Origin of the sequence: Aeromonas sp. FDAARGOS 1418, from assembly GCF_019048585.1 — a bacterium.
GTDB classification, from domain to species: Bacteria; Pseudomonadota; Gammaproteobacteria; order Enterobacterales; family Aeromonadaceae; genus Aeromonas; species Aeromonas caviae.
The window spans coordinates 1,874,069-1,898,939 of sequence record NZ_CP077387.1; the positions used below are offsets into that span (position 1 = coordinate 1,874,069).

Annotated in this window: 27 protein-coding genes; 16 read left to right on the forward strand and 11 right to left on the reverse strand. The window is 60.6% G+C overall.

Going from position 1 to position 24,871, the window contains the following annotated elements; all coding sequences use genetic code 11:
• Window positions 1-7: 7 nt before the first annotated feature.
• Window positions 8-955 carry a ketopantoate reductase family protein gene (locus I6L48_RS08995; RefSeq protein WP_113069809.1) on the reverse strand — a complete coding sequence of 316 codons (948 nt, stop codon included), beginning with the start codon at window positions 953-955 and terminating at the stop codon, window positions 8-10.
• Between the two features lie 358 nt (window positions 956-1,313).
• Here I6L48_RS08995 and I6L48_RS09000 point away from each other — a divergent pair, with 358 nt between their 5' ends.
• On the forward strand, window positions 1,314-1,796 hold the full coding sequence (locus I6L48_RS09000) for a YajQ family cyclic di-GMP-binding protein (protein ID WP_010673357.1): 483 nt from the start codon (window positions 1,314-1,316) through the stop codon (window positions 1,794-1,796).
• 103 nt (window positions 1,797-1,899) lie between these two features.
• Here the strand turns inward: I6L48_RS09000 and I6L48_RS09005 are convergent, their stop codons facing one another.
• The 6 genes from I6L48_RS09005 to I6L48_RS09030 form a co-directional block, all read right to left on the reverse strand.
• Window positions 1,900-2,706 (reverse strand): outer membrane protein OmpK, encoded by an 807-nt coding sequence (locus I6L48_RS09005; protein ID WP_039040713.1) that lies wholly within the window; start codon window positions 2,704-2,706, stop codon window positions 1,900-1,902.
• Between the two features lie 156 nt (window positions 2,707-2,862).
• Entirely contained in the window at window positions 2,863-4,164 is a 1,302-nt protein-coding gene (locus tag I6L48_RS09010) for an MFS transporter (protein WP_041215845.1), read from the reverse strand.
• Between the two features lie 187 nt (window positions 4,165-4,351).
• Entirely contained in the window at window positions 4,352-4,681 is a 330-nt protein-coding gene (locus I6L48_RS09015) for a hypothetical protein (protein ID WP_048208190.1), read from the reverse strand.
• A gap of 114 nt (window positions 4,682-4,795) precedes the next feature.
• A complete protein-coding gene (locus I6L48_RS09020; protein WP_010673361.1) occupies window positions 4,796-5,347 on the reverse strand; it encodes a peptidylprolyl isomerase in 552 nt (183 codons plus the stop codon).
• A gap of 14 nt (window positions 5,348-5,361) precedes the next feature.
• Window positions 5,362-5,934, reverse strand: coding sequence for a YajG family lipoprotein (locus I6L48_RS09025; RefSeq protein ID WP_039040711.1), 573 nt, complete (start codon window positions 5,932-5,934; stop codon window positions 5,362-5,364).
• 24 nt (window positions 5,935-5,958) lie between these two features.
• Window positions 5,959-7,092: a methyltransferase gene (locus tag I6L48_RS09030; protein ID WP_113069810.1), complete on the reverse strand. Its 1,134-nt coding sequence runs from the start codon at window positions 7,090-7,092 to the stop codon at window positions 5,959-5,961.
• A gap of 207 nt (window positions 7,093-7,299) precedes the next feature.
• Between I6L48_RS09030 and I6L48_RS09035 the strand changes: the two genes are divergently transcribed.
• The 9 genes from I6L48_RS09035 (at window position 7,300) to nqrM (ending at window position 15,125) form a co-directional block, all read left to right on the forward strand.
• Window positions 7,300-7,608 carry a BolA family transcriptional regulator gene (locus I6L48_RS09035; RefSeq protein WP_010673364.1) on the forward strand — a complete coding sequence of 103 codons (309 nt, stop codon included), beginning with the start codon at window positions 7,300-7,302 and terminating at the stop codon, window positions 7,606-7,608.
• Window positions 7,609-8,027: 419 nt separating this feature from the next.
• Window positions 8,028-9,371, forward strand: coding sequence for a Na(+)-translocating NADH-quinone reductase subunit A (locus tag I6L48_RS09040; RefSeq protein ID WP_029313920.1), 1,344 nt, complete (start codon window positions 8,028-8,030; stop codon window positions 9,369-9,371).
• A gap of 3 nt (window positions 9,372-9,374) precedes the next feature.
• Complete coding sequence (locus I6L48_RS09045; RefSeq protein WP_010673367.1) at window positions 9,375-10,604, forward strand: NADH:ubiquinone reductase (Na(+)-transporting) subunit B; 1,230 nt, start codon at window positions 9,375-9,377, stop codon at window positions 10,602-10,604.
• Window positions 10,594-11,382, forward strand: coding sequence for a Na(+)-translocating NADH-quinone reductase subunit C (locus tag I6L48_RS09050; protein WP_029313922.1), 789 nt, complete (start codon window positions 10,594-10,596; stop codon window positions 11,380-11,382). The genes I6L48_RS09045 and I6L48_RS09050 overlap by 11 nt, the downstream gene beginning before the upstream one ends.
• Window positions 11,375-12,007, forward strand: a complete 633-nt coding sequence (locus I6L48_RS09055; protein WP_005303545.1) for an NADH:ubiquinone reductase (Na(+)-transporting) subunit D — start codon at window positions 11,375-11,377, stop codon at window positions 12,005-12,007. The genes I6L48_RS09050 and I6L48_RS09055 overlap by 8 nt, the downstream gene beginning before the upstream one ends.
• A gap of 3 nt (window positions 12,008-12,010) precedes the next feature.
• Window positions 12,011-12,607, forward strand: coding sequence for an NADH:ubiquinone reductase (Na(+)-transporting) subunit E (nqrE, locus tag I6L48_RS09060; RefSeq protein ID WP_005303538.1), 597 nt, complete (start codon window positions 12,011-12,013; stop codon window positions 12,605-12,607).
• Between the two features lie 17 nt (window positions 12,608-12,624).
• A complete protein-coding gene (nqrF, locus tag I6L48_RS09065) occupies window positions 12,625-13,848 on the forward strand; it encodes an NADH:ubiquinone reductase (Na(+)-transporting) subunit F (protein WP_010673369.1) in 1,224 nt (407 codons plus the stop codon).
• 3 nt (window positions 13,849-13,851) lie between these two features.
• Window positions 13,852-14,889 (forward strand): FAD:protein FMN transferase, encoded by a 1,038-nt coding sequence (locus tag I6L48_RS09070; protein ID WP_029313924.1) that lies wholly within the window; start codon window positions 13,852-13,854, stop codon window positions 14,887-14,889.
• An 11-nt stretch (window positions 14,890-14,900) separates the two neighbouring features.
• Complete coding sequence (gene nqrM, locus I6L48_RS09075) at window positions 14,901-15,125, forward strand: (Na+)-NQR maturation NqrM (protein WP_010673371.1); 225 nt, start codon at window positions 14,901-14,903, stop codon at window positions 15,123-15,125.
• Window positions 15,126-15,206: 81 nt separating this feature from the next.
• Here the strand turns inward: nqrM and I6L48_RS09080 are convergent, their stop codons facing one another.
• Complete coding sequence (locus I6L48_RS09080; protein ID WP_039040708.1) at window positions 15,207-15,419, reverse strand: hypothetical protein; 213 nt, start codon at window positions 15,417-15,419, stop codon at window positions 15,207-15,209.
• A gap of 218 nt (window positions 15,420-15,637) precedes the next feature.
• Here I6L48_RS09080 and dinB point away from each other — a divergent pair, with 218 nt between their 5' ends.
• The 6 genes from dinB (at window position 15,638) to rlmM (ending at window position 22,265) form a co-directional block, all read left to right on the forward strand.
• Window positions 15,638-16,690, forward strand: coding sequence for a DNA polymerase IV (dinB, locus tag I6L48_RS09085; protein ID WP_113069811.1), 1,053 nt, complete (start codon window positions 15,638-15,640; stop codon window positions 16,688-16,690).
• 67 nt (window positions 16,691-16,757) lie between these two features.
• Window positions 16,758-18,893 carry a methyl-accepting chemotaxis protein gene (locus I6L48_RS09090; RefSeq protein WP_039040706.1) on the forward strand — a complete coding sequence of 712 codons (2,136 nt, stop codon included), beginning with the start codon at window positions 16,758-16,760 and terminating at the stop codon, window positions 18,891-18,893.
• Between the two features lie 286 nt (window positions 18,894-19,179).
• Window positions 19,180-20,100, forward strand: coding sequence for a transcriptional regulator GcvA (locus tag I6L48_RS09095; RefSeq protein ID WP_029313926.1), 921 nt, complete (start codon window positions 19,180-19,182; stop codon window positions 20,098-20,100).
• Window positions 20,101-20,112: 12 nt separating this feature from the next.
• The gene (locus I6L48_RS09100; protein WP_216987987.1) at window positions 20,113-20,748 is read left to right on the forward strand and encodes an alpha/beta fold hydrolase; all 636 of its coding nucleotides are present in this window, start codon (window positions 20,113-20,115) and stop codon (window positions 20,746-20,748) included.
• A 43-nt stretch (window positions 20,749-20,791) separates the two neighbouring features.
• On the forward strand, window positions 20,792-21,178 hold the full coding sequence (locus I6L48_RS09105; protein ID WP_010673377.1) for a DUF423 domain-containing protein: 387 nt from the start codon (window positions 20,792-20,794) through the stop codon (window positions 21,176-21,178).
• Entirely contained in the window at window positions 21,171-22,265 is a 1,095-nt protein-coding gene (gene rlmM / locus I6L48_RS09110; protein WP_041211280.1) for a 23S rRNA (cytidine(2498)-2'-O)-methyltransferase RlmM, read from the forward strand. Before I6L48_RS09105 ends, rlmM begins: the two co-directional genes overlap by 8 nt.
• A gap of 66 nt (window positions 22,266-22,331) precedes the next feature.
• Here rlmM and I6L48_RS09115 read toward each other — a convergent pair whose 3' ends face one another.
• From I6L48_RS09115 to xni, 3 genes are all read right to left on the reverse strand, one after another.
• Window positions 22,332-22,775 carry a hypothetical protein gene (locus tag I6L48_RS09115; RefSeq protein ID WP_216987988.1) on the reverse strand — a complete coding sequence of 148 codons (444 nt, stop codon included), beginning with the start codon at window positions 22,773-22,775 and terminating at the stop codon, window positions 22,332-22,334.
• A 120-nt stretch (window positions 22,776-22,895) separates the two neighbouring features.
• Complete coding sequence (locus I6L48_RS09120; RefSeq protein ID WP_010673380.1) at window positions 22,896-23,903, reverse strand: isocitrate dehydrogenase; 1,008 nt, start codon at window positions 23,901-23,903, stop codon at window positions 22,896-22,898.
• A gap of 142 nt (window positions 23,904-24,045) precedes the next feature.
• Window positions 24,046-24,843, reverse strand: coding sequence for a flap endonuclease Xni (gene xni / locus I6L48_RS09125; RefSeq protein WP_042015872.1), 798 nt, complete (start codon window positions 24,841-24,843; stop codon window positions 24,046-24,048).
• Between the last annotated feature and the right edge of the window lie 28 nt (window positions 24,844-24,871).

Here is a 24,871-nt window from a genome sequence, read left to right on the forward strand (position 1 = left end):
GCTCTGCTCAGTGCTTCTCTTTGACGGCCTGATAGAGGCCCTGATTGACCGGCACCGCGATACCGTGAAGGGCGGCCTTGCCCAGCAGGAAGCCGGTGATGGCTTCGATCTCGGTCTCGCGGCCCTGTTCCATGTCCTGATACATGGAAGAGTAATTGTCGGCGGTGAGCTCCACCACCATCATGACACGGCGTAGCAGCTCTTCGCTGCCGGTGGGCTGACCTTCTGCCCGCATGACATCAGCCACTTCCACGCAGATTTGCTGCAGGGCATCGGCAAAACGCGGACCGGTCAATTCGCCGTTCTTGAGCTTGTAGAGCGCGGTGAGGGGATTGATGGCGCAGTTGACGGCGAGTTTCTGCCACTGGCGTGTCAGGATTTGCTCATCCCAACCGGCCTGACCCAGGGCGCTGGCCAGCTCGTCGGCGAGGTGAGCATGGGCACGGGCCGCTTCGTTGATTGGGCCCAGCCAGGTCTCCCCCTTGCCGGTGTGGCGGAACACGAAGTGGCCGCTCTGCATGGCGCCATGGCTGGTGACGCCGGCGATCACCGGGTTGTCGGGGAAGAGTGCGACCACCTGATCGGCGATCCCCATGCCGTTGTGCAGCAGCACGATGGGTACCCCTGCCGCCAGTTGCCCGACCAGGGGAGTGAGGGCCGATATCACCTGCCCCGCCTTGGTCATCACCAGCAGGCGTTTGATGCTGCCCGGCTTGTCGATGAAGGCGCGTTCGATGGCCAGGAGCTGGGTATGCCCCTCAAGGGAGGTAAAGTCGACGCCGGGGTGCAAGGTGGCACGATGGCGCTCGCGCAGCAGGAGGCGGGTTGCTTGGCCGCTTTGGGTCAACAGGGAGGCGAAGACGCCGCCCAGGGCGCCGCAGCCCAGCAAGGTCCACTCGGGAGAGACAGGGTGACGGCGTGTTTTCAGGTTGTTGTCGCGTAATCCGCTTGGCATGAAGAGGCTCGATCATGGGAAGGGCTGCCATCCTGTCAACCGCCAACCCGGGATAAGGGAAGATGTCGCTTGGTGAATACCTGGAACCGGTGCATGAGCTGGTTGCCGGGTCGTGCTCAAGGTTCATGCGCAGCCAGGGAGCCTCATGTATGCATGACCATACGGGTGCCTGGGCTGCACTTCACCGAGTGTCGGACCTCTCGCGACTGCTCCTGAACGGGTTCTAACGGGTCTCACCATTCCTGTGCGCAGGGGATTCTAGCAGAGCAATCCCATCGAAATCAGCAAATTTGCCCGTTTTCTGGTAGATTTGCCCACCTGTCAGCACAACCTGAAGTACAGCATGAGGAGCCCGGCTATGCCGTCATTCGATATTGTCTCTGAAGTCAAAATGAACGAGGTGTTGAACGCCGTTGATAACGCCAACCGTGAACTGGCGACCCGTTTCGATTTTCGTGGTGTGGAAGCCAGCTTCGAATTGAACAAGGAAGAAGTGAAGCTGGAAGCCGACGCCGATTTCCAGCTCAAGCAGATGGTCGAGATCCTGCGTGGCGCCCTGCTCAAGCGCCAGATCGAGAACAGTTCCATGGACGTGGGTGACAGCGTCCACTCCGGCAAGCGCTTCCACCTGACCGTGAAGTTCAAGCAGGGGATCGACAAGGAAGTGGCCAAGAAGCTGGTGAAGCTCATCAAGGATTCCAAGATCAAGGTGCAGGCCGCCATCCAGGGCGACGAGGTGCGGGTCACCGGCAAGAAGCGCGACGATCTGCAAGAGACCATGGCGCTGGTGCGTGGCGCCGAACTGGGCCAGCCGATGCAGTTCCAGAACTTCCGCGATTGATGGCGAACGGGGAGGGCGCGGCTCTCCCCCCACTGCCAGCATGAGGGCATAAAAAAACCGGAGCAGCTGCTCCGGTTTTTTTGTGTCCGTGTGACGAGTTCGATTAGAACTTGTAGGTCACGGAGAAGTAGTGGCCGAAACCAGTGGTCTTCAGACCGTAGGAACCGTTCTGGATGCCGTAGATGTCGTTGAAGTACTTCAGACCGTAACCGACGGCGTAGCGGTCGGAGTGCCAGTACAGACCGTTGAACATGGCGGTACCGTCGGTGGAAGTGTCCTTGGCATCAAACAGGTGATCCAGGTAACCCTGATAGGCTACGAAGCTGCCGTTGGAGAAGGTGTAGAAAGGCTTGAACCAGTTCATGGAGAACTGATAGCCGTTCCAGCCCTGCTCGCCACCGCCTTCATTGACGTGACGGGCATACAGGTTCATGCCCATTTTGCCGAACCAGGGCACCATGACGTCTGCACCCAGACCGGTCATGGCTTCAAACAGACCATCCGGACCACCTACGTTGATCAGGTTGGCGATGTAGACTTCCTGCACCGGGCCGAAGGAGAGATCTTTGCCGGTCATGGCATCGATGGAGATGCGCGGTGCAAATTTGATGAACAGGTTGTCCTGGTTGTGCTTGTCGTCGTGACGGTTCTGGAAGATGTCGAATACGTCGACGTAACCGTACAGATCGAAGATACCGGAACGGCCACCAAACTCCATTTCGAAGTAGGTATCGTTGTAACCACCTTCGGACTCAGCGTAGGGCAGCTGGTCGATGGTGTGCATCACGTTGAACTGGAACCACTTGTAGTCGTTCTTGTGGATGTCGCCGCTGTAGTCGGCAGCGAAGGCCGGAGTGGCGGAGGCAGCCAGCAGACCGGCAGCGATCAGAGTCTTGGTAAATTTGGCCATTTTATTGGTCTCTTGTGCGTTAGTTGAGGTTTTCCGTAGCCTGCCCACAAGGAGCGGGAGGGATTCTAGCCAAATAAATTCAACGGATAAACAAGCACCAGGGAACTTTGTCAGGATTTGTGAATCTAATCACCCCCTAAAATGCGCAAACGCTTGCTATTTGTGCGTTTGTGGTGACAAGGTGCTGCCTCGTTTGGCAACCATGATGATCAGGATCATCACCGGAATGCCGAGCAGACTGGTGCCGATGAAGAAGTGGCTGTAGCCGATCTGCTCCACTACCCGACCGGAAAACCCCGCCAGCAACTTGGGCAGCAACAGCATGATGGAGCTGAACAGGGCGTACTGGGTGGCGGAGAAGGCGACGTTGGTGAGACTCGATAGATAGGTCACAAACGCAGCCGTGGCGATGCCGGCGCTGAGGTTGTCCAGCGAGATGATCAGAGTCAGCAGCTCCAGGTTGTGGCCCACTTCGTTGAGGAGAGCGAACAGCAGGTTGGTGCTGGCGGTCAGCACGGCGCCGAGGAACAGGATGCGCAGGGTGCCAAAGCGCATCACCAGCACGCCCCCGAGCGCGGCCCCCACCAGCGTCATGATGACGCCATAGACCTTGGTGATGGTGGCCACTTCCGTCTTGCTGAACTGCAGATCCACATAGAAGCTGTTGGACATCACCCCCATCACCACGTCCGAGATGCGATAGCAGGCGATAAGCCCCAGGATCAGCAGGGCCGAGGAGCCGTAGCGGCGGAAGAAATCGGCGAAGGGACACCAGATGGCCTCGTAGGTCCAGGCCCCCAGCCCGGCCAGCGTGGGGGACCAACCCCGTGCCAGCAGGGTGGCCTTGCGCGCCATCTGCTGCTCGTCCTGACTCTTGAGATCGATCTGCGGCTCGTGGCTCATCAGGGTGGTGAGGATGCCAAGAGACATCAGCCCTCCCATCAGCAGATAGGTGAGCTGCCAGCCGCGATAGTCATAGCCGCTGTTGCTGCCGAGCCAGGCCGCCAGCGCCAGCGCCCCCGCTCCCGCCATGATCATGGCGAGTCGATACCCCGTCATATAGGAAGCGGCCATGGCCGCCTGCAGCCGCTCGGGAGCCGATTCGATGCGATAGGCGTCGATGACGATGTCCTGGGTGGCAGAGGAGAAGGCCACCAGCAGGGCGAAGAGGGCCAGCTGGGCGAGCTGGGTCTTGGGATCGCAATAGGCCATCCCCACCAGGGAGAGGGCGATCAGCACCTGGGAGAACAGCATCCAGCTGCGTCGCCGCCCAAGCAGCCGTGACAGCAGGGGCAGGGGCAGCCGATCCACCAGAGGCGACCACAGCCACTTGAAACCGTAGGCCAGCGCTACCCAGCTCATGTAGCCGATGTCGGTCAGGCTGACATCCGCCTCGCGCAGCCAGAAGGAGAGGGTGCCAAAGACCAGCAGCAAGGGCAGGCCGGAGGAGAATCCCATGGCGAACAGGATGAGTACCCGCGCTTCCAGATAGACGGCGAGGGCATCTCGCCAGCGGGTGGCGCGGCCCGGTGTGTGGCTGGGCGGGCGGAGATTGTTCAACTGCCTGACTCCTCGGGGAAAAGGGGGTCATTTTGTCAGGTTCGGCAGGCGTAGCCAAGGCAAGCCGAGGGGTGGGCGGCAGGTTTCAGGGGCGCGAGCCGATGCAGTGGTGCGGGCAGGGGCCCTCGTCGGCGAGAAAATTGGCGCAGGCCATGAGTTGCAGACGCAGCGTGTCATCACAGAGGAGGTGCTGCTCATCCCACAGGTGCAGGCTGTGAAGCAGATGCCAGAACACCCCTTCTTGCTCGTTGGCGGGGGCTTTGTCCATGGGGATCACGCAGAGCGCCTGCCAATGGGAGAGGAGCTGCCAGCTCAAGTCTTCCAGCTGCTGATAGGGAATCTTGCGTGCCAGAAAATGGCGAACCGCCTGGGCCAGCGGGCCGGCGTGTTGGGTTATGTAATCATGACAGGTCACCGGCTCCTCCTTCTGGTTCTGCTCCCCGATGCGTGGCACACATCGGGGAGCAGAGTATAGAAAAAGAGACCGGTGACCCGTTCAGGGACGCGGTGGAATGTGATCCGGGCCGCGTTATTTGTCCGCGAGCAGCACCACTTTCTTCAGGATGATGGGGCTGGTGGGGACGTCGTTGGCACGCAGGATGGAGCTGTAGCCGGTCTGGACCTGGGCCAGTTTGTCCAGCACCTCCATCCCCTTCACGACCTGGCCGAACACGGTGTAACCGGCGCCGGCATTGGCGTTGAGGTTGTCGTTGTCCACCAGATTGAAATAGAACTGGCGAGTGGCGCTGTCGACCGCCTGGGTGCGGGCCATGGCGATGGTGCCGCGCTTGTTGGGCAGGCCGCCTCTGGACTCGTTGACCACGGGATCGAAGGTCGGCAGGGGCTGGAACTGCTGGTTGTAGCCTCCACCCTGCACCACGAAGTTCTGGATCACCCGGTGGAACAGGCTGCCGTCATAGCTGCCGTCTGCCACGTAGCGCAGGAAGTTCTTCACGGTCTGGGGCGCCTGTTTGGGGGCCAGCTCCACGACGATGGTGCCATGGTTGGTCTCCATCTGGACTTTTTGACCGGCAAAAGCCAGGGGGGCGATCAGGGTGACCAGTAACCAGAGTTTCTTCATTTATATGTCCTCGCTCAGCTCGGCTGACCCTTGAGATAACCGCGCAGCGCCTCGTCGGCCATGATCTGCTGCAGCACGCTGCCCAGTTGCTGGTTCAGAGTGGATTCCAGATCGGCCATGCTCGGCTCGCCCGGGCCCTCCTTGCTGGAGGACATGTTGAACTGCTTGGTCAGCTTGCTGCCCTGGAAGTCGGCAATCACCTGCAGGCTGACGCGGGACTTGGTGACATAGGTGAAGGTCTTCTCTTCCACAGTGACGGCGGCAGTGGAGATGGCCAGCGTCAGGTTGGTGGTGCCGCTGTTGCCCACTTCCAGGCCCTGGCTGCGCAGCCCTTCCGCCAGTTTTTCAGCCAGCAGGCTGTTGAGAGGCTGACTGCTGTTCACCAGCACAGGAGCCTTCTCTTTCTTCTTGATGGAGAAGACATAGGCGGCTTCACGCTTGTCCACCCCTTCCATGGTGATGCGGTTGCCGGAGTAGTACTGCTGGTTGGAGGGGATGACTTGCGGGTTGAGCAGGGCGCTCTCGGGCCAGTGAGTAGCACAACCGCCCAATACCAGAGCGGCCAGCAGCAAGAGTGACTTTTTCATCATGGGTTTCCTTTAGCTTTATCTTTAGCGTTTGATGGCTTTCAAAATAACGAATTTGCTGTTCGACGCAACGACTTGTGCGTTGCCAAACAGGCGCTTGAGTTTGTTGTGATAGTCCAGATGACGGTTGCCTACTATCCAGAGTTCGCCCCCCTGAGGCAACACCCGGTGGGCATCGCTGAACATCTGCCAGGCGATGTGATCGGTGATCGCCTGCAACTGATGGAAGGGGGGATTGCAGAGGATCCTGTCCGCTGCCCCGACGGGAACGTCATCGAGACAGTTGTTGACCATGAAGTGGGCACGGGGCAGGGCATCGGGCAGGTTGTGCTCGACGTTGAGCCGTGCGGACGCTACCGCCATCCGGGATTCGTCGATGAAGGTCACCTCCACCTCGCTGTCGCGCGCGAGCAGGGAGAGCCCGAGCACGCCATTGCCACATCCCAGATCGATCACTCTGCGGGCACTGTGGATGGGCAGGTTGTCCAGCATGAAGCGGGCGCCGATATCCAGGCTCGTGCGCGAGAACACGTTGGCATGGTTGTGGATGAGCATGTCGGTGCCTTCCAGCGGCCAGACGGTCGGGAAGGGACTGGTCAGGGACGGGCGCTCGGCGGCCGGGGTGCAATGAATGAGGCGCGCCTTCTTCCAGGCGAGCGAGGTGCGGGTCTCCCCCAGATACTTTTCGAACAGCTTGAGGGTGGAGGTGTGGATGTCCTTGGCCTTGCCGGCAGCAATGATACGGGTCGCAGGGGTCACGACCCCGCGCAGGGCAAGCAGTTGCTGCTCCAGCAGCGCCTGATACTTGGAGACCTTGATCACCACCAGGGCGGGGGCATCGGGCAGGGGGGCCAGCGCATCCTGCAGGGTGATGGCGTGGGGATCCAGCCCGTTTTCCGCCAGGTTGGCCAGGGTGGCCCGCTCGCTGATGTGGGAGTCGGTCACGCAGACGGGGGCGTGGGCATGCAGATAGCCTGCCAGGGCGCCGAAGCCGTCGTTCATGATGATGACGGTGCCGTCAGGTGCCTGCTGCGATTCGGCAAGGTGGCTTATCAGGTACTCGTCCGCCGCATCCCAGGCTTGCAGGGGGTCCTGGCTCTGCCGCGGGTAACGATACAGGGTCAGGCGGCAGTGGGCCGTGTCGAGCAGGGTTTGCATAGGCAAGAGTCCAACGTGTGATTGATGAATGGCAACCGTCTGCCCCGTGTTGCCCGGCAGCGGTGAAAGTGGCGCTATTCTAGCGGCGGCGGAGAAATTCACCAGTCCGGTGCGGCGAGAGCGAGCGGATCCTTCGTACCTGATGCATCGGGCGCACAACCCTGGCTACAATGGCCGGATATTCAACGAGGAGTCCTTACCGTGAGCATGCAACAACAGATAGAGGCCAAGCTGGCCGCCGCGCTCTCCCCGAGCCACCTGGAAGTGATCAATGAAAGCTACATGCACAGGGTGGCACCGGGCTCCGAAAGCCACTTCAAGGTAGTCGTGGTGAGCCAGGCGTTTGAGGGACAGCGTTTGCTGGGTCGCCATCGCCAGGTGAACGGGGTGCTGGCCGACGAGTTGGCGGGAGCCATTCATGCATTGGCGTTGCATACCTATACCGAATCCGAGTGGCAGGCCAGGGAGCAGGCGCCAAAGACGCCGGGTTGCGTCAGCAAATCCCCCTTTGCGTGAGCCGTTGGACCTTCTGATGGCGCCTTCCTCGGGCCATTAACAGCGCTATCACGAACGGTGTGCAGCCAGGGATGAGGGGTGTAGCATTATTTTTTCTAATCCTTTTCCTTATGCCTGAAAAATACCTCTATATGGTTATTTTTGCGAAAAGTCCTTTAAAACCACGGTTTGCAAGGACGTGCGCGAAATATTCAGTGAAGGTTAATTTTGTGATAGGGCGGGGATTTTCCCCATTTGGCGTGGCGGCTAACTCGCCTAAGGTGGTAAACTCAGGCGCTTTTGAATGATCCTGTATGTTGCTGATTTGTTTATTTCTTCGACAGTTTTCCGCGATGTTGACGGGCTCATTCAACAACTCGTCGTGATGTATTTCTCGGCGCTAACCAACCTGTCTTCCCTTAACGGTAGTGCAAGTGAGTATGATTACAATTAAAAGAGGACTGGACATCCCCGTGCTGGGTGCTCCGGAGCAAGTAATCTACGATGGCCCGGCCATCACCCGTGTTGCTACACTCGGCGAAGAGTTCGTGGGGATGCGTCCTACTATGTTTGTCAAAGTAGGTGATCGCGTCATTAAAGGTCAGGAGCTCTTCGAAGATAAGAAGAATCCCGGCGTTAAATTCACGGCCCCTGCCACCGGTGTGGTTTCTGAGATCAACCGTGGTGCCAAGCGTGTTCTCCAGTCCGTTGTCATCGACATCGATGGGTCCGACGAGCAGGTGACCTTTGAGCATTTTGCCTCCGCCGAGCTGGCACAGCTCGAGCGTAGCAAGGTGCAAGAGATCCTGGTCGCATCAGGCCAATGGACTGCGCTGCGTACCCGCCCGTTCAGCAAGGTGCCGGCCGTGGGTTCCACCCCGCGCGCCATCTTCGTCACCGCCATGGACACCAACCCGCTGGCCGCCAGTGCGGAGCTGATCATCAAGGAACAGGCCCAGGCCTTCCTCGACGGTCTGGCCGTGCTGACCCGCCTGACCGATGGTACCGTCCACGTCTGCAAGGGCGAAGCCAGCCTGCCGCACTCCTCCCTGGCCCAGGTCAAGGAAGCCGTGTTCGTCGGTCCGCATCCTGCCGGTCTGCCGGGCACCCACATCCACTTCCTGGATCCGGTCGGTGCCAACAAGGTGCAGTGGCACATCAACTATCAGGACGTGATCGCTTACGGCAAGCTGTTCACCACCGGCCAGATCTTCACCGACAAGGTGATCTCCCTGGCTGGCCCGAACGTCATCAAGCCGCGTCTGCTGCGTACCCGTCTGGGCGCCAGCCTCAGCCAGCTGACCAACAACGAGCTGCGTGCGGACGAAAACCGCATCATCTCCGGTTCTCTGCTGAGCGGTGCCAAGGCCGAAGGGGTTCATGACTACCTGGGTCGTTTCCACAACCAGGTGAGCGTGCTGGGCGAAGGCCGTGAGAAAGAGTTCATGGGCTGGGTCAAACCCAGTGCCAACAAGTTCTCCATCACCCGTACCACCCTCTCTCACCTGATGAAGGGCAAACTCATCAACTTCACTACCACCACCAACGGTAGTGATCGCTCCATGGTGCCTATCGGCAACTATGAGCGCGTGATGCCGCTCGACATCCTGCCGACCCTGCTGCTGCGGGATCTGATCTCCGGTGACACCGACAGCGCGCAGGCGCTCGGCTGCCTGGAGCTGGATGAGGAAGATTTGGCGCTCTGTACCTTCGTCTGCCCCGGCAAGACAGAGTACGGCCCCGTCTTGCGTGAGTGCCTGACCAAGATCGAACTGGAAGGTTAAGCGATGAGTTTCAAGCAACTTCTTGAAAATATGGAACATCACTTCGAGCCGGGTGGCAAGTACGCCAAGTACTATGCCCTGTTCGAAGCGGCGTACACCCTGTTTTATACCCCGGGTTCCGTGACCCGCAATGCCGCCCACGTCCGTGATGCGATCGATCTGAAGCGCATGATGATCATGGTGTGGCTGGCTGTGTTCCCGGCCATGTTCTGGGGCATGTACAACGTCGGCAACCAGTCCATCGCCGCCATCGCCCACATGGGCAGCGCGGCCGGTGCCGATTCCTGGCAATACGCCCTGGCCACTCTGTTCGGTGCCTCGCTGGATCCGGCCGTCGCCGGCATCGGCAGCAAGATGCTGATCGGTGCGGCTCACTTCTTCCCGATCTACATCACCGTCTTCATCGTCGGTGGTTTCTGGGAAGTGCTGTTCGCCATGGTGCGCAAGCACGAGATCAACGAAGGCTTCTTCGTGACCTCCATCCTGTTCGCCCTGATCGTGCCGCCCGAGCTGCCCCTGTGGCAAGCTGCCCTGGGTATCACCTTCGGTGTGGTGCTGGCCAAGGAAGTGTTCGGTGGTACCGGCAAAAACTTCCTGAACCCGGCGCTGGCGGGTCGTGCCTTCCTGTTCTTCGCCTACCCGGGTCAAATCTCCGGCGATGCTGTCTGGGTTGCCGTTGACGGCTTCTCCGGCGCAACCGCACTGAGCCAGTGGGCCCAGGGCGGCCAGATGGCGCTGATCAACGGTGCCACCGGTGAAGCCATCAGCTGGATGGATGCCTTCCTTGGCAACCTGCCCGGTTCCATCGGTGAAGTTTCCACCCTGATGATCCTCATCGGCGCGGCCATGATCGTCTACATGCGCATCGCCTCCTGGCGCATCATCGCCGGCGTCATGGTCGGCATGGTCGCGACCTCCCTGCTGTTCAACGTCATCGGTTCCGATACCAACCCCATGTTCAGCATGCCGTGGCACTGGCACCTGGTGCTGGGTGGCTTCGCGTTCGGCATGGCCTTCATGGCGACCGACCCCGTCTCCGCTGCCTTCACCAACAAGGGCAAGTGGTGGTATGGCGCCCTGATCGGCGTGATGGTGGTGCTGATCCGGGTAGTGAACCCTGCCTTCCCGGAAGGCATGATGCTGGCCATTCTGTTCGCCAACCTGTTTGCCCCCTTGTTTGACCATTTCGTGGCGCAGGCGAACATCAAGCGGAGGATCGCACGTGGCGTTTAATAAAGACTCTACTACCGGCACCCTCGCCGTAGTGACCGGTCTGTGTCTGGTCTGCTCCATCGTGGTCTCCGTGGCTGCCGTGGGTCTGCGTCCGGCCCAGCTGGAAAACAAGGCGCTGGACAAGCAAAGCAACATCCTGTCCGTCGCCGGCGTCGACATCAGCGCCGTGGCCAAGCGTGATCTGGCCCAGCTCTATGGCGACAAGATTGAAGCGCGTCTGGTGGATCTGACCAGCGGTGAGTTCGTTGACGGAGACGCCGACAACTTCGACACCAAGGTTGCCGCCAAGGATCCGGCCAAGAGCATCCGTCTGGCCCCGGCCGACGACAAGGCCGGCCTGCGTCAGATCTCCAAGCTGGTTCCCGTGTTCTTCGCGAAAGATGCCGAAGGCAAGGTCGACAACATCATCCTGCCGATCTACGGCCAGGGTCTGTGGTCCACCATGTACGCCTTCGTAGCGGTCGCGGCCGATGGTCAGACCATCAAGGGCATCACCTACTATGACCACGGTGAAACCCCGGGTCTGGGTGGCGAGATCGAGAACCCGGCCTGGCGCGAGCTGTTCGTCGGCAAGAAGCTGTTCGACCAGAACGGTCAGCCTGCGCTGCGTGTGATCAAGGGCCATGCTCCGGCTGGTTCCGAGCATGAAATTGACGGCCTGTCTGGTGCAACCCTGACCGGTAATGGTGTACAGCACACCTTCGACTTCTGGATGGGCCCCAAGGGCTTCGGTCCCTTCCTGGCCAAGGTACGTGCAGGAGAAATCAACAATGGCTGACAAGAGCGAAATGAAAAAGTTGCTGTTGACGCCTGTGCTCGGCAACAACCCCATCGCACTGCAGGTGCTGGGTGTCTGTTCCGCGCTGGCCGTTACCAGCCAGATGAAGACGGCGTTCGTGATGACGCTGGCCGTTACCGCGGTCACCGCCTTCTCCAACCTGTTCATCTCCCTGATCCGCAACCAGATCCCGAACAGCGTGCGGATCATCGCCCAGATGGCGGTGATTGCCTCGCTGGTTATCGTGGTTGACCAGGTGCTCAAGGCGTATGCCTACGACATCTCCAAGCAGCTGTCGGTGTTCGTCGGCCTCATCATCACCAACTGTATCGTGATGGGTCGTGCCGAAGCCTACGCCATGAAGAGTGCCCCGCTGCCCTCCTTCCTGGACGGTATTGGCAACGGTCTGGGTTATGGCGCCGTGCTGCTGACCGTGGCCACCGTGCGCGAGATCCTGGGTTCCGGCACCTGGTTCGGCATCGAGCTGCTGCCGCTGGTGAACAATGGTGGCTGGTATGTGCCCAACGGCCTGCTGCTGCTGCCGCCGAGTGCGTTCTTCATCATTGGTCTGATCATCTGGGGCGTGCGCACCAAGGATCCCAAGCAGGTGGAGGCGAAGGATTAAGGTATGGAACACTATATCAGTCTGTTGATTCGCTCGATCTTCATCGAGAACCTGGCGCTCTCCTTCTTCCTGGGGATGTGTACCTTCCTGGCGGTGTCCAAGAAGGTCAAGACCGCCATGGGTCTGGGGATTGCCGTTATCGTGGTTCAGACCGTTGCCGTCCCGGCCAACAACCTGATCTACAACTACGTGCTCAAAGACGGTGCCCTGGTATCCGGTCTGGATCTGAGTTTCCTGAGCTTCATCACCTTCATCGGGGTGATCGCGGCCCTGGTGCAGATCCTGGAGATGGCGCTGGACAAGTACTTCCCGGCCCTCTACAACGCCCTCGGTATCTTCCTGCCGCTCATCACCGTGAACTGCGCCATCTTCGGTGGTGTCTCCTTCATGGTGCAGCGTGACTACAACTTCGTTGAGTCCGTGGTCTATGGCGTGGGTTCGGGTGCAGGCTGGATGCTGGCTATCGTCGCGATGGCAGGGATCCGCGAGAAGATGAAATATTCCGATGTTCCGGAAGGCCTGCGCGGCCTCGGCATCACCTTCATCACCGCGGGTCTGATGGCGCTGGGCTTCATGTCCTTCTCTGGTATTTCCCTGTAATCGGAAAGGAAATATAGATGGAAATTATTCTGGGTGTGGTCATGTTCACCGTGATCCTGCTGGCCTTGGTGGCAGTCATTCTGTTTGCCAAGTCCAAGCTGGTGACCGCCGGTGACGTGACAATCAGCATCAACGGCGACCCGGCCAAGGCTGTGACCAGCCCGGCGGGTGGCAAGCTGCTTGGCGTGCTCGCCGGCAGTGGTATCTTCGTCTCCTCCGCCTGTGGTGGCGGTGGCTCCTGTGGTCAGTGCAAGGTGCGTGTGAAATCCGGCGGCGGCGACATCCTGCCGACCGAGCTGGATCACATCAGCAAGGGCGAAGCCCGTCATGGCGAGCGTCTGGCCTGTCAGGTCACCGTCCGTTCCGACATGGACATCGAGCTGCCGGAAGAGATCTTCGGCGTGAAGAAGTGGGACTGTACCGTCATCTCCAATGACAACAAGGCCACCTTCATCAAGGAGCTCAAGTTGCAGATCCCCGATGGCGAGAGCGTGCCGTTCCGCGCCGGTGGTTATATCCAGATCGAAGCGCCGGCTCACCACGTGCAGTACAAGAACTTCGATATTCCCGAGGAGTATCGTGGCGACTGGGATCGCTTCAAGATCTTCGAGCTGGAGTCCAAGGTCAACGAGCCGATCATCCGTGCCTACTCCATGGCGAACTATCCGGAAGAGTTCGGCATCATCATGCTGAACGTGCGGATCGCAACCCCGCCGCCCAGCAACTGGACTGCCCCTCCCGGCCAGATGTCTTCCTACATCTTCAGCCTGAAGGCTGGTGACAAGGTGACCATCTCCGGTCCGTTCGGCGAGTTCTTTGCCAAGGACACCGACGCCGAAATGGTGTTCGTCGGTGGTGGTGCGGGTATGGCGCCGATGCGCTCTCACATCTTCGACCAGCTGCGCCGTCTGAAGACCAAGCGCAAGATGAGCTTCTGGTACGGTGCCCGTTCCAAGCGCGAGATGTTCTATGTCGAAGACTTCGACATGCTGCAGGCCGAGAACGACAACTTCCAGTGGCACGTCGCCCTGTCCGATCCGCAACCGGAAGACAACTGGGATGGCTACACCGGCTTCATCCACAACGTGTTGTTCGAGAACTACCTCAAGAACCACGAGGCGCCTGAGGATTGCGAGTTCTACATGTGCGGGCCTCCCGTGATGAACGCCGCCGTCATCAACATGCTGAAAAACCTCGGTGTTGAAGACGAGAACATCCTGCTGGATGACTTCGGTGGTTAATCCATGCACAGCGTTGTAAAGACCTGGCTAGCCTTCGGGCTAGCCTTTTTCTTGACTGGGTGCGGTCAGGAAACGGTCCAGTCGAAGCCGGAGATCCACATCACCGGCAGCACCATGGGTACCTACTACTCCATCAAGGTGGCAGATAGCGCTGTTCAGGATGCCGCCAGGCTGCAAGCCGAGGTCGACGTCTTGCTGGAGCGGGTCAACGATCAGATGTCGACCTATCGCCCGGATTCCGAGCTGTCACGCTTCAACCAGCACAAGAGCAATACCCCTGTGGTGGTTTCCCGCGATACCGCACGGGTGGTAACCGAGGCCATTCACATTGGCCGCGAGAGCCGCGGGGCGCTGGACGTCACCGTCGGTCCTCTGGTCAATCTGTGGGGCTTTGGGCCGGATGCCAGACCGACCAAGGTGCCGTCCGACGAGCTGATCGCCCAGACCCGGCAGAAGACGGGCCTTGGCAATCTGCATGTGATAACCTCTGCCGATGCCGATACCCTGCAAAAGGACATCCCGGACCTCTACGTGGATCTCTCCGCCATTGCCAAGGGGTTTGGCGTGGACAAGGTGGCCGAGTACCTGGAGTCCCAGGGGGCGCGCAACTATCTGGTGGAGATAGGCGGCGAGCTGCGCATCAACGGCGTCAACGGCAAGGGGCATCCCTGGCGTGTCGCCATCGAGAAGCCGACCGTCAATGCTGGTTCCGTACAGGAGGTGATCCTGCCCGGTGACAACGGGGTGGCCACCTCGGGCGAGTACCGCAACTATTACGAGCTGGACGGCAAGCGCTTCTCCCACACCATGGATCCGCTGACGGGCAAGCCCATCCAGCACCGCCTGGTGTCGGTGACCGTCATCCACCCCTCCTGCATGACTGCAGACGGGTTGGCGACTGTGTTCATGGTCATGGGGCCGGAGAAGAGCCTGGCCTATGCCAAGGAACGGGGGCTGGCCATCTTCACCATCACCAAGACGGATGACGGGTTCGAAGAGGCCTATTCGGATGCCTTCAAACCATATCTGGTCAAGAAGTAAGGGGTAACTACATGCAGATCTTTCTGATCACCTTCGGGGTGTTTCTGATGGTCGTGGTGGCCATGGCCATCGGCTACATTTTCCAGCGCAAGTCCATCTCCGGCTCCTGTGGCGGCCTGGGTTCCATCGGGATCGAGAAGGAGTGCGACTGCCCCGAGCCTTGTGACAACCGCAAGAAGAAGATGGCCAAAGAAGAGGCCCGTCGCAAGATGCTGGTGGACAACCGCATCATCTAACGGTGGATATCGCTCTGAAGGCAGCCTTGCAACGAAACGAGCCGACCCCTGGGTCGGCTCGTTTTTATATGTGGCATGGGGTCAGTAGTCATATTGGCTGCATGCCTTTGCCTTGAACTCTTTCTTTCGCTTTGCCAGCTCTTCCCTGGTGCCCAGTTCATCTCCCTGCCTGATGGCGGTTTCCAGTATCTCGATGCGCTTGTACAGCCAGCTGCATTCGGCTGTCGGGTGATCCTTGGCCATGGTCGCTAGCGGCAACAGCAGCAGGCAGAGCCCCGCCCGGATGATGCTCATGCTTCTCCTCCTTGAGTCTCGTGTGGATGTGGCCTTGAGAGTCTATGCCGCCGCGCCCGCGCGCAGACTGGCAGAAATGACAGGCTTGGGGTAGCATGGAACGTCCAACTGGTTATCCATACAGTATTTTTGGCGTTCGACATGTCTCCTCGCCGGATGCCCAGGGTCTATCCCTATGATCTGTTCGGGAGGCTGTCGACACAGCAACAGACACGGCCATGCGCAAGATCATTCACATCGACATGGACTGCTTCTTCGCCGCGGTGGAGATGCGGGACAACCCGGCCCTCAGGGAGGTGCCGCTCGCCATTGGTGGCGCCGCCGACCGACGCGGGGTCATCTCCACCTGCAACTACGTGGCGCGCCGCTTCGGGGTGCGCTCTGCCATGCCGAGCGCCCTGGCCAGAAAGCTCTGTCCGCCATTGGTGCTGATCCCCGGGCGGATGGCCGTCTACAAAGAAACTTCGCGCCAGTTGCGCGCCATCTTCCTGCGCTACACCGAGCAGGTGGAGCCGCTCTCCCTCGATGAAGCCTATCTCGACGTGACCCAGAGCCCCCGCTGCGGTGGCAGCGCCACCCTGATGGCGGCGGAGATCCGTGCCGCCATCAGCGCCGAGCTTGGGTTGACTGCCTCGGCCGGTGTGGCGCCGAACAAGTTTCTGGCCAAGCTCGCCTCCGAGCAGCGCAAGCCTGACGGCCTGTTCGTCATCCGCCCCCAGGAGGTGGACGAGTTCGTGCGCCAGCTCCCCCTTGGCAAGCTGCCCGGCATCGGCCGCAAGACGGCAGAGCGGCTGGAGTCCCTCGGGCTGTATTCGTGCGAAGATGCCCGCCAGCTCGGCAACGAGGAGCTGATCGCCCGTTTCGGCAAGCTCGGGGAGATGCTGGCCGGCCGCATCTGGGGGCATGACGATCAGCCGGTGCAGGCCCGGCGGGTGCGCAAGAGCATCGGTGTGGAGACGACGCTCGCCAGCGACGTGCTGGACGAGGACGCCTGCTGGCAGGTGCTTAGCCGGCTCATTCCCGAGCTGGAGCAGCGTTTTGCCAAGGCCTGCTCTGCGGAGATGCTGATGGGGCAGGGGATCAAGCTGAAGTTTGCCGATTTTCACCAGACCACCGTTTATCGCAAGGGGAGTTATCGGGCGGCCCGCTTCCACGATCTGCTGCACGAGGGACTACAACGGGCTCAAGGAAAGCCCATTCGCCTGCTCGGTCTGGTCGTTGGTTTGCCCGGAGAGGGTGAAATCAATCAATTAAGCCTGGATCTCTGCTGATTTAGTTAAGTTTTTGTATCCAAAACCGATACAGTGTTCACATCTGTAGACGTTAGGAAATAGTGGCATGAGTTCTCTTTCTGTTCAGGGACGGATCACCCTGATCGCCGGTTGCTGTCTGCTGGCCAGTGCCGTCGCGCTGGTGGCTTCTTCTCTTTTCAACGCGGCCCGCATGCAGGAGCAGGTGCTCACCTCCACCACCCTGGAGGGGCAGCACGCGGCAGAAAACTGGATGCAGGCCATGGGAGCGACCCAGGCAGCCCGGGTGACCAGCTACCTCGATGAGGCTTACTTCAGGGCGACCCTGCTTGCCGAGGGCATTCTGTTCCAGCGCAAGAACGCGGCCGACAACTTCGTTCACTCCGAGGCGCTGCGCAATGCCGTCAACCAGCAGTTGCAGGATGCGGCGGAGTCGTCAGCGAACCTGCTCGGTGTCTATGCGGTATTCGAACCCAACCAGCTCGACGGGGAGGATGACAACTATCAGGGGTCGACGGCGCTTGGCGCCAACGACAAGGGGCGTTTTTCCAGCTATTGGGCCAGGGTCGACGGCAAGGTCAGCCTGGAGGTGATGGACGAGGCGATGCTGGCCAACGACAAGCCCTCCGGACACGGCGGCCTTGAGAACGACTGGTACAGTTGCAGCATCCGCAGCAAGGCGCTCTGTCTGCTCGAACCCTATGTGGACGAGGTGGGGACCCAGCAGGTGTTGATGACCTCGGTGACCGTGCCGTTGCTGGACCAAGGCTCCCTGCTTGGCATGGTGGGGGTCGACATCTCCCTGGGGACCCTGCAGAGCCTGGTGGAAGAGATGGGCCGGACCCTCTACAAGGGGCAGGGCAAGGTGCTCCTGCTCAGCAGTGAAGGGCGGGTGGCCGGCGTGGAAGGGTTCCCGGTCGCCCTTGGCAATCTGCTGGAGCAGCAAGGGCTGGCGCAGGATCTCAAGGGGTGGCTGACCAAGGGAGATGTGGTGACGCGCTGGAGCCCGGATGGCGCACTGTTGCAGACCTTCGTGCCGGTCAGCATGCGCGGTACGGATCGCAAGTGGGGCATCTATATCGAGCTGCCCCGCGCCGTGGTGCTCGCCTCGGCCCTGCAACTGCAAGGGGAGCTTGAGGAGCAGGCCCAGCGCAGCGTGGCCACCCAGCTCACCATAGGTGGCGGGATTTCGGCGCTCGCTCTGCTCTGCATCTGGCTGATGGCCCAGCGCATCGTGGCGCCCATCCGCGCCGTGGTGGCACGCCTCAAGGACATCGCCAGCGGGGAGGGGGATCTCACCCAGCGCATCGATCTGCGCAGGGATGACGAGATAGGCGAGCTGGCCAAGTGGTTCAACAAGTTCCTGGACAAGCTGCAATCCACCATCAGCCAGGTGATCGACACCGTTGCGGGCACTCGGGCCAGTGCGGCCCTGGCGGCGCAAGGGGCAGCCCGTACCAGCGCCGGCATGCAGTCCCAGTATCAGGAGGTGGATCTGGTGGCGACCGCGTTTGAAGAGTTGAGCGCTACCGCCCTGCAGGTCGCCGGCAATGCCAATGCGGCGGTGGCGGCGGCCGATGAGGCCGACACGGCGGCCCAGGAGGGCAAGTCCGTGGTGGCGCAGACCCAGGAGGCCATGTCCAGACTGATGACGGTGATAAGCGATGCCAAACCAGTGGTGGAGCACCTCTCTGCCAACAGCGACAACATCAACGACATCCTGGTGGTGATCCAGGGGATTGCCGAGCAGACCAACCTGCTGGCCTTGAACGCGGCCATCGAGGCGGCCCGAGCCGGTGAGCAGGGGCGCGGTTTTGCGGTGGTCGCCGACGAGGTGCGCAACCTGGCGGGCCGAACCCAGAACGCGATCGTCGAGATCCAGAACCTTATCGGCCAGTTGCAGTCGGGGACGGAGGCGGTGGTGAAGGCGATCCTGACCGGTCATCACCAGGCGGATCTGACCCTCACCAAGGTGGAGCAGTCGGTCAGCGTGCTGGAGCAGATCATCCAGGCTGTCGGCACCATCCACCAGATGAACGAGCAGATCGCGAGGGCCGCGCAGGAGCAGAGCGGAGTGGCGGACGAGATCAATCGCAACGTCAGCAACATTCGCGATGTGAGCCATACCATTCGGGCGGAAGCGGCGACCTCCGCCGACAACGGGCGCGAGCTGTCGCAACTGGCGGACAAGCAGCAGCAACTGGTGGGCCAGTTCCGGGTGTAGGGGAGGATAAGAAAAAAGGCGCCATCCAACCGGAGGCGCCAAACACATTCAGATGACAGACTGGGTTAAATCGACCTGATTTAGCCCTTCTTCCCGCAGAGGAAGAAACACAACACCACAATTACTGTCGACTCACTCACAAAAACCACATGTAAACCAACATGGAAGAGAAGGTGTGAGCCATATGACAACGAATTGCGTGGCGAATTATGTTTATTCACTGGTCGACCCGCAACCGACAATTTATAATGCGCCCCATTAGAAAAATTCATCGTCGGCCGATTCCATGTCTCGTCGTTTACCTCCGCTCAATGCACTGAAAGCGTTTGAAGCCGCGGCTCGTCACTTGAGCTTTACCCGCGCAGCAGAAGAGCTGTTCGTGACCCAGGCAGCCATCAGCCACCAGATCAAGGCGCTGGAGGAGTATCTCGGCATCAAGCTGTTTCGCCGAAAGAATCGCTCCCTGCTACTGACCGAGGAGGGGCAGAGCTACTTCCTCGATATCAAGGACATCTTCGCCTCCATCTCCGAGGCGACCGACAAGCTGCTGGCCCGCAGCGCCAAGGGGGCGCTCACCGTCTCCCTGCAGCCGAGCTTCGCCATCCAGTGGCTGGTGCCCCGTCTGGTCAAGTTCAGCGAACGCCACCCGGACATCGATGTGCGGATCAAGGCGGTGGACATGGACGAGGGGTCGCTGACCGACGACGTGGACGTGGCCATCTACTACGGCCGCGGCAACTGGCCGGGTCTTCGTTCGGACAAGCTGCACACCGAATATCTGATCCCGGTCTGCTCGCCCCTGTTGCTGACCGGCCCCAAGCCGCTGCGCACCCCGGACGATCTGACCCGCCACACCCTGCTGCACGACACCTCCCGGCGCGACTGGAAGGCCTGGTTCCGCCAGCTCGACATCGATGCCCCCAATGTCAACCAGGGGCCCATCTTCAGCCACTCCACCATGGTGATCCAGGCGGCGATCCACGGTCAGGGGGTGGCGCTCGGCCACAGCGTGCTGGCCCAGCCGGAGATCGAGGCGGGTCGTCTCATCTGCCCGTTCGAACAGGTGCTGGTGAGCAAGAACGCTTTCTATCTGGTGTGTCAGGAGCAGCAGTCCGATCAGGGCAAGATAGTGGCCTTCCGTGACTGGATGCTGGAACTGGTGGAGCAGGAAGAGGCCCGCAGGCGTGCCCGCCTTGCCGATGCCTGAGGAGTTGACCTGGTGACTGACCTGACAAGAGAGGGGGCGAGTGACGCCCCCGTTCGCATTCTGCTGGCCCACGGCGCGGGGGCGGGCATGGAGCACAGCTTCCTGGCCGAGTTGTCGCGACTGCTGGCGGGGCCGGATATCGAGGTGGTGCGCTTCAACTTCCCCTACATGACCAAACGGGCTCAGGACGGCAAACGCAGGCCGCCGGACAGACAACCCGTGCTGCTGGCTCACTGGCGCGAGATGGTGCGTCAGTTTGCCCATCCCCGGCTGTTTCTGGCGGGCAAGTCCATGGGGGGGAGGATGGCGGCCGAGCTGTTTTGCGAGGGGGACGACGAGATGGATGCTGCAGGATTGATCGTTCTCGGGTATCCTTTCCACCCCCCGGCCAAGCCCGACGCATGGCGGGGCGAGGTGCTCAAGCAGATCACGACGCCCACGCTGCTGCTGCAGGGGGAGCGCGATACCTTCGGTTCCCGCGCCGAGCTGGCCGATTTCCCCTTCTCACCCGCCGTATCGGTCCACTGGCTGACCGACGGGGATCATGGTTTCAAACCGAGAAAGGCGAGCGGCATGAGCGAGCAGGAGAACCTGCGCCTGGCCGCGGAGCGGATCAAGGGTTTTATCGCGGCGGTGGGCCGCTCCTGACCATCTCGAGCGGGTCGAGAGAAGAAGCGTGCAAGGAGAGAAGATGCAGATCCAACGACATTGGCTGGTGCTGGCGGGCTTCTTCGGCCTGACGGCCACCATGCTCGGGGCCTACGGCGCTCATGGGCTGGCGGCGACCGGCATTGCTCCTTCGTTGCTGGCGGCGTTCAACACCGCCGTGCAATACCAGTTTTTCCACGCCCTGGCCCTGCTGGTGCTGGGGTTGTGCGGCGTGCGCGGCAAGGTGATCACCTTCGCGGGCGCCGTCTTTGTGCTGGGGATCCTGGGATTCTCCGGCAGTATTTACGCCATGGTGCTGCTTGGCAGCAAGGGGTTGGGGCTCATCACCCCGGCCGGTGGCCTCTGTTTTATGTTGGGATGGGCGGCTCTGATGTGGGCCGGCTGTCGTCTTGGAGGAAAGAATGAATAATCTGCTGCTTTATTGCCGCCCGGGTTTTGAGAAAGAGGCGGCGGCAGAGATCACCGAGCGTGCCGGCAACATGCAGTGCTACGGCTTTGCCCGGGTCAAGGACGACAGCGGCTATGTGATCTTCGAGTTGTATGACGAGGAGCAGGCCGATCTGCTGGCGCGCAAGTTGCCGTTCCGCGAGCTCATCTTCATTCGCCAGATGCTGGTGGTGACCCACGAGCTGAAAGATCTGGAAATAAGCGATCGGGTCTCTCCCATCCTGGAGGCGGCGAGTGGCTACGCCATCTGCGGGGATCTGCGGGTGGAGACGGCCGACACCAACGAGGCGAAGGAGCTCTCCGCCTTCTGCCGCAAGTTCACCGTGCCGCTTCGCCAGGCGCTGCGCAGCAACGAGATCCTGACCAAGAAGGAGACCCCGAACCGTCCCGTGTTCCACGCCTTCTTCCTGGCCAATGACCACCTGATGCTGGGGTACTCCTACTCCTTCAACAACTCTGCCTTCCACATGGGGATCCCGCGCCTGCGATTCCCGGCCGATGCCCCGAGCCGCTCCAGCCTCAAGCTGGAAGAGGCGTTCTACGTCTTCGTGCCGAAGGAAGAGTGGGACTTGCGCCTGTGCTCCGGCCTGAAGGCCGTGGATCTTGGCGCCTGCCCGGGTGGCTGGACCTATCAGCTGGTGCGTCGCGGCATGATGGTGACGGCGGTGGACAACGGCATGATGGCCCAATCCCTGATGGACACAGGTCAGGTGAAGCATATCCGTGACGATGGTTTCGTGTGGCGGCCGAGCAAGAAGAATACCTACTGGCTGGTGTGCGACATGGTGGACAAGCCGGCGCGAGTGACCCACATGGTGGCCGACTGGTTCAGGGAGAACGACTGTCAGGAAGCCATGTTCAACCTCAAGCTGCCGATGAAGAAGCGCTACGCCGAGGCGGTGCACAACATCGAGGTGCTGCGCGGACTGCTGGCGGAGATCGACAGCGGTTTCATCATTCAGGCCAAACAGCTCTATCACGATCGCGAAGAGATCACGGTGCACGTTTACAACAAGTTCTGGGTCTCCAAGCTGGCACCCAAGTCCTGAAGCAGCATCGGGAACAGGGCATGAAAAAACCGGACGGCGACGTCCGGTTTTTTTGTGTCTGGGTCATCAGAATCGGTAGTCCAGACGCATCATGGACTCGTCGTCGGTGATCTTCAGCTCAATTTGCAGGGGAATGGTCTTGTCACTGGGGTTGAACTGCATCTTGACGCCATCCCCGCGAAGCTTGACCGAGGTGTTGATGCCGCCAGCGTTGAACTTGATCCTGGGCTTTTGCTTTTCGAAGGAGAGGCTGACGCTCTTCTCTGCCGTGAGGTTCAGCTTCTGATAGGGGGTGACCTGCCGATTGCCGTTGCTGTCGGTGGTGATATCCACCCCCAGAGAGAGCGGCTTGGGCTGTTTGAGCAGATCGTTGGTATCCAGGGTGGATTGCCAGGTCCGCTTGGCTGGCGCCTCGTGCTGGGGGGGCGGCGTCAACCAAGCATTGTCGACTGGCCTGTCTAATGCCGTGGCACTGCTGCTGACAATCAGCAAGATGAAAGTAGCACGCATGGTGGATCTCCTTATCCCTCATATCAACATAGTATTCATCTGGCGAGGGAGGTAGGGAGGCGTTGGCATAAAACAAAGGGAGCCGAAGCTCCCTTTTAAAATCATATGGTTGGACTCTATTTATAGACGGTCGATGATGGCCTGGGTGAATTCGCTGGTGGACGCTGTGCCCCCCAGGTCACGGGTCACCCGATCACCGGACTCGATGGTTGCCCGCACGGCCTCGCGAATGCGCTCCGCCTTGTCCTGCATGCCGAGATATTCCAGCATCTGGATGGAGGCGAGGATCACCGAGGTGGGGTTGGCGATGTTCTTGCCGGCGATGTCCGGCGCAGAGCCGTGTACCGCTTCGAAGATGGCGGCCCCTTCACCGATGTTGGCACCCGGCGCCATGCCCAGCCCCCCCACCAGACCGGCACAGAGATCCGAGAGAATGTCGCCGAACAGGTTGGTGGTGACCATCACATCGAAGCGCTCCGGGTACATCACCAGGTTCATGCAGGCGGCGTCGACGATCATCTCCTCGTTCTGGATGTCCGGGTAGCGGGCCGCGACCTGACGGGCCACTTCCAGGAACAGGCCGGAGGTGGACTTGAGGATGTTGGCCTTGTGGATGATGGTGACCTTCTTGCGTCCTTCCTGGCGCGCCAGCTCGAAGGCGAAGGTGACGATGCGCTCGGCCCCTTCCCGGGTGATGATGCTCATCGCCTCGGCGCTCTGGTTGTCATCGCTGCGCTTCTGGCCGGCACCGGAGTACATGCCTTCGGTGTTTTCGCGCACAGTGATGATGTCGATGTTGTCGTAACGACTCTTGGTGCCCTTGAAGGAGAGGACGGGGCGCACGTTGGCGTAGAGATTGAACTTCTTGCGCAGGGAGACGTTGATGGAGGTGAAGCCGCCGCCGACCGGAGTGGTGAGCGGGCCTTTCAGGCTGACCTTGTTCTTCTCGATCAGGTCGAGGGTGGCCTGGGGCAGCAGCTCGCCATGTTTTTCCAGGGCCACCAGACCGGCGTCTGCGTATTCGTAGTCGAAGTCACAACCCGCGTGGGTCAGGATCTGGATGGCGGATTCGATGATGCTGGGGCCGATGCCGTCGCCCGGGATGACGGTAATCTTTCTTTTTGACATGAGGCGTATCCACTTCTAGGGAACAGAGGGGGAGGATTCGTCGGCTTTATACCATTTTTGCACCACATCCTCCATGTTTCTTTACATTTTACCCATTTATGTCAACAGGTACGGCCTGTCTTGGGAAATGGTGTGCTGGGGATCACGCCCCGGCATCAGGGACGGGAGGGTAGCGGATCTCCCGCAGGTTGAACCCGAGCGGGATATCGTGCTGCAGTCGGACCAGGCGTTGGGCCAGCAGGGCCTCTTCCCGGTGCTGGCGCAGCTTGAGCAGGGGTCTGGTGGCCTCCTCCCGTTCACAGGCCTCCAGCATGGCAGCCAGGTCCCCGTATTGCTGCAGCAACTGGGTGGCGGTCTTGGGGCCGATGCCGGGCACCCCCTTGATGTTGGAGCCGCCGATACCGGTCAGGGCCCAGAAGTCCACGAGCTGGGTCGGTGTAACGCCGTACTGCTGCTGGACGAAGGCGGCATCCAGCCAGCGTTTGTTGAAGTAATCCCGCACCCGGATCTGCGGGCAGATGAGCTGGCAGAACCCCTTGTCGGTGGAGATAATGGTGGCGCTGGCGCCGTGCTGGGCAATGCCGCTTGCCAGGGTGGCGATGAGATCGTCCGCCTCGTCGGTCTGGGAGAGCAGGGCATCCACACCGCACTCCCAGAAGGCGTCCTGCAGGTCGGCAAGCCCTTCCCTCAGCTCATCCGGCATGGGGGTGCGGCCCTCCTTGTAGGGGGGATAGAGCGTCTTGCGCCAGCTGTGGACCTCACCGTCAAAGACCGCGATGGCGTGGGTCGGCTCGCTGGCCGCCAGGAGCTTCTTGCAGGTGTTGATGAGGTTGGCACGGGTGGCGAGCAGGGCCTGAGCCGGGGTCAGTCCCTGCTGGCTCTGCACCGCGTGCAGTCGGCGGATGAGGTTGAGGGCATCGATGATGAGCAGGTGTGGCATGGGGCACTCCGGGCGTCGGGGAGTGCCA